At 68.1% G+C, this 4,154-nt stretch carries 5 protein-coding genes and 1 riboswitch; all 5 genes read left to right on the top strand.

Annotation, left to right across the window (positions count from 1 at the left end; all coding sequences use genetic code 11):
• On the top strand, nucleotides 1-857 hold an 857-nt coding region (locus tag JHD07_RS32110; protein WP_291629444.1), incomplete at its 5' end, for a cobyrinate a,c-diamide synthase.
• The gene (gene cobA / locus JHD07_RS32105) at nucleotides 854-1,585 is read left to right on the top strand and encodes a uroporphyrinogen-III C-methyltransferase (RefSeq protein ID WP_291629442.1); all 732 of its coding nucleotides are present in this window, start codon (nucleotides 854-856) and stop codon (nucleotides 1,583-1,585) included. The genes JHD07_RS32110 and cobA, both read left to right, overlap by 4 nt.
• A 45-nt stretch (nucleotides 1,586-1,630) precedes the next feature.
• A riboswitch (cobalamin riboswitch) is annotated at nucleotides 1,631-1,850 on the top strand.
• A 36-nt stretch (nucleotides 1,851-1,886) separates the two neighbouring features.
• Nucleotides 1,887-2,564 carry an energy-coupling factor ABC transporter permease gene (locus tag JHD07_RS32100; RefSeq protein WP_291629441.1) on the top strand — a complete coding sequence of 226 codons (678 nt, stop codon included), beginning with the start codon at nucleotides 1,887-1,889 and terminating at the stop codon, nucleotides 2,562-2,564.
• A gap of 45 nt (nucleotides 2,565-2,609) precedes the next feature.
• Entirely contained in the window at nucleotides 2,610-3,359 is a 750-nt protein-coding gene (cobF, locus tag JHD07_RS32095; RefSeq protein WP_291629439.1) for a precorrin-6A synthase (deacetylating), read from the top strand.
• Between the two features lie 5 nt (nucleotides 3,360-3,364).
• On the top strand, nucleotides 3,365-4,154 hold a 790-nt coding region (locus tag JHD07_RS32090; protein WP_291629438.1), incomplete at its 3' end, for a nicotinate-nucleotide--dimethylbenzimidazole phosphoribosyltransferase.

The following is a 4,154-nucleotide window of genomic DNA, read 5'->3' as shown; positions in this document are numbered from 1 at the left end:
CTCGCGTCGCCAGCCCTCGTCACGAAGACCTCGTGCGGCGTGCGCTGAACGATGCCGGCATCAACGTGTTCGGCGCACTGCCGCGCCATGCCGAGATCAGCCTGCCGAAGCGGCATCTCGGCCTGGTGCAGGCCGAGGAGCAGGCGGAGATCGGCAAGCTGATCGACGAGGCTGCGCGCTTCATCGCCGAGCATGTCGATCTCGACGCGGTGCTGCAATCGGCAGCAAGCTGGTCGGTGCAAGGCATGGCGAACGGCCTGAACGTGACGCCGCCGGGCCAGCGCATCGCGCTCGCCCGCGATGCCGCGTTCTCCTTTGTCTATCCGCACATGCTGGAGGCCTGGCGCGCGGCCGGCGCGGAGATCGTGCCGTTCTCGCCGCTGGCCGATGAAGCGCCCGATGCGAGCGCCGACATCTGCTGGCTGCCCGGCGGATATCCCGAGCTTCATGCGGGAAAAATCGCAGCCAATGCCCGGTTTGGCCGCAGCCTGCGCGCTTTCGCCGAGACGCGGCCCGTGCATGGTGAATGCGGAGGCTATATGGTGCTGGGCGCCGGCCTCACCGACGCCGACGGTATCCGCCATGAGATGACGGGCCTGCTCGGTCTCGAGACCAGCTTTGCCAAGCGCCGCATGCATCTCGGCTATCGTCTTGCCGAACTCGCCGCGCCGATGCCGGGGCATCGGCCTGGCGCGCGCCTGCGGGGCCACGAGTTCCATTATTCGACTATCCTCGCGCAGCCCGATACGCCGCTCGCGGTCGTGCACGACGCGACTGGCGCGGTCATTGCCGAGACCGGCTCGCGGCGAGGGCTGGCTACCGGCACGTTCTTCCATCTGATCGCGGAGGACCGGTGAGCGGTTTCGTCTCGTTCGTCTCCGCCGGCCCCGGCGATCCCGAGCTCCTGACGCTGAAGGGCGCCGCGCGGCTGCGCGAGGCAGACGTCGTGCTCTACGACGACCTTGCCTCCGGTGCGATCCTGGATCTCGTCCGGCCCGGCGCCAACCTCGTCGCCGTGGGAAAGCGGGCGGGGCGGCCGTCGACCAGGCAGCACCACGTCAACCGTCTCCTGGTGGACTATGCCGCAACTGGTGTGCGCGTCGTGCGGCTGAAGTCCGGCGATGCCGGCATTTTCGGCCGGCTCGAGGAGGAGCTGGATACGTTGCGCGAAGCCGGGATCAGCTACGAAATCATTCCCGGCGTCACATCGGCCTGTGTCGCCGCTGCCCAAGCCGGCATTCCCCTGACCCGCCGGCATACCTCCCGCCGGGTGCAGTTCATCACGGGTGCCGATGTCACCGGCGAGCTGCCGCCGCATCTGAATTGGGCGGCGCTGGCCGATCCCGAGGCCACGACCGTGGTCTATATGGGCCGGCGTACCTTTCCGGCGCTTGCCGCAAAATTGATGGCGCACGGCCTCGCCCCAACCACCCCGGCATTGGTTGCCGAATCTCTCGGCCGTGCGGACGAGCGGCTGGTCCGCACCACCATCGCCGAACTCGCCGAGCAGCTTGCGCGTGGCGGCGCGCCCTCGACCGCCGCCGTCATCCTGTTCGGCGCGCTGGCGGGGGATTATCCGTCATGATGGCCGCGCCCGCTCTTCGCCCCTTGACGCAGGCTCGGCGAAAGGGGCACACAGGTAAGGCATGGTGCTCGACGCGGCGCAAAACGCCGGAGCATAATCGGGAATGGGGATGGGCGGACCCAGTTGCGGCGCTCGAAACCCCAGCCGCCCCCGCGACTGTAAGCGGTGAGGGGCTCCGAACCGCCACTGGATCGCAAGGTCCGGGAAGGCCGGAGACCCCAGTGAACCGCGAGCCAGGAGACCGGCCGTGCACGTATTGAGGCCAAGGCCGTCGGGTGTGACGGCAGGAAGGAACTGAGCCATGCATATCGAACCAGGAGTGGTCACGGGCGCCAAGCTCGTGCTGAGTTACGCAACCGGCATCGCCGCGGGCGGCGTTGCGCTGAAGCTGGCGGTCGAGACCGTGCGCGAGCAGGGCATCGGCTCGTTCGCCGCGCGCACGCTGGCCACCACCGCTCTCGTCTTCGTCTTCTTCGAGATCCTGCCGCACTTCCCGGTCGGGGTATCGGAGGTTCACTTCATCCTCGGCTCGACCTTGTTCCTGCTGTTCGGCGCTGCGCCTGCGGCCTTCGGCCTCGCGTTCGGCCTGCTGCTTCAGGGCGTGCTGCTGGAGCCGGTCGACCTGCCGCAATACGGCATGAACGTCACCACGCTGCTGGTGCCGCTGTTCGCGATCCAGGCCATCGCCTCGCGGATCATCGCCCGCAACGCCGCCTATGTCGATCTGAAGTACGGCCAGGCGCTGGCGCTGTCGACCACTTATCAGGCCGGCGTGATCGCCTGGGTGGCGTTCTGGGCGCTCTATGGTTCCGGCTTTGCGATGAGCAACCTCGCCAGCATCGCGACGTTCGCCGCTTCCTATGCGCTGGTCATCGTGATCGAGCCGCTGGCCGATCTCGCCGTGCTGGCGCTGGCGAAGTCGCTGCGCGGCGTCACCGCGTCCGGCCTCGTCACCCCGCGCCTGCACAACGCGGCGTAAGAGATCGGCGATGGGCGGCCGGTGTGGCCGCCCGTCGCGCTCCCCATGCTCACGCTCTCCCTGATCGGCATCGGTTGCGGCGATCCCGCGCAGCTCACGCGCGCCGCCATTGAGGCCATCAACGCCGCCGATCTGATCCTGATCCCGCGCAAGGGCACGGCAAAATCCGATCTCGCCGATCTCAGGCGGACGATCTGCGCGGATGTTCTGACCAACGGCAAGACCGTCGTCGCCGAGTTCGATCTTCCTGTGCGTGACGCCGATGAAGTCGACTACCGCAAAGGCGTCGACGATTGGCACGATGCGGTCGCCGCCACCTGGTCCGAGACGATCGCTGGGCATCTCGAAGGTGAGGGCAAGGTTGCGCTGCTGATCTGGGGCGATCCCTCTCTCTACGATTCATCGCTGCGCATTGCGCGGCGATTGAATCCGTTGCCGGCGATCGAGGTCGTGCCCGGCATCACCTCGATCCAGGCACTGTGCGCGGCGCATGCGCTGCCGCTCAACGACATCGGCGAGCCGTTCCTGGTCACGACGGGACGGCGCTTGCGCGACGGCGGCTGGCCGGAAGGCGTCGATACCGTGGTCGTGATGCTCGACGGGGGGACGGCGTTCCAGTCGCTCGATTCAGACGGCCTGCAAATCTGGTGGGGTGCCTATCTTGGCATGCCCGATCAGATCATCCTGTCCGGCGCGCTGGCCGAGGTCGGACCGAACATCGTGATGGCGCGGCAGCAAGCACGCGAGCGGCACGGCTGGATCATGGACAGCTATATTCTCAAACGCAGGCGTTGAGCAGCATGCTTCCCGAATGGGTCACCCAAAAATGTCCCGATGTCTCCGCGGTCCATCGCGAGGCCGCCATTGCGCGGCAGGCGCAACTGACAAAACCGACCGGTGCGCTCGGCCGGCTCGAGCAGTTCGCGATCGAGCTTGCCGGCCTGCAGGCGACCGAGCAGCCCCGTGCCGCGCGCGTGCCGATCATCGTCTTCGCCGGTGATCACGGCATCGTCGCGCAGGGCGTGTCGGCCTATCCGCAAGCCGTCACCATCGCCATGATGGCGAATTTCGCCTCCGGCGGCGCCGCGATCTCGGTGCTGGCGCGTGAGCTGGGTTCCAGCCTCGAGGTCGTCGACGCCGGCACGCTGGCACAGGAGACGATGCCCGATATCGTCACCGACAAGCCGCGCTGCGGCACGCGCGATTTCAGCGCCGAGGCTGCGCTCACGCCCGCGGAGCTGGCGTTCGCCTTCGAGGCCGGCCAGCGCGCGGTCGCGCGCGCGGCGAACGACCAGCCCGATCTCCTGATCTTCGGCGAGATGGGCATCGGCAACACCACGGCATCGGCGGCGATCGCCGCGAGCCTGCTCGGCGTGAGCGCCGAGGAGATCGCGGGCAGCGGCACCGGCGTCGATGCAGCCGGCCGCGCGCACAAGGCGCGTGTGATCGACGCGGCGATCGCGCATCACGGCGTCGCGGGCGCTTCGGCGGAAAAAATCCTGTGCGCCGTCGGCGGCCTCGAGATCGCGGCGATCTCGGGCGCGATCATTGCGGCCGCGCAAGCCCGCATCCCCGTGCTGATCGACGGCT

This window comes from Bradyrhizobium sp., from assembly GCF_016462955.1.
Classification (GTDB): domain Bacteria; phylum Pseudomonadota; class Alphaproteobacteria; order Rhizobiales; family Xanthobacteraceae; genus Bradyrhizobium.
Note: the sequence above shows the minus strand (reverse complement) of the source record. Positions and strands in the feature narration are given on the sequence as shown.

Bases quoted from the DNA above. Each gene is read 5' to 3' on its own strand.
- JHD07_RS32100 (WP_291629441.1), top strand. From the start codon at position 1,887: ATGCATATCGAACCAGGAGTGGTCACGGGCGCCAAGCTCGTGCTGAGT.
- cobF (WP_291629439.1), top strand. From the start codon at position 2,610: ATGCTCACGCTCTCCCTGATCGGCATCGGTTGCGGCGATCCCGCGCAG.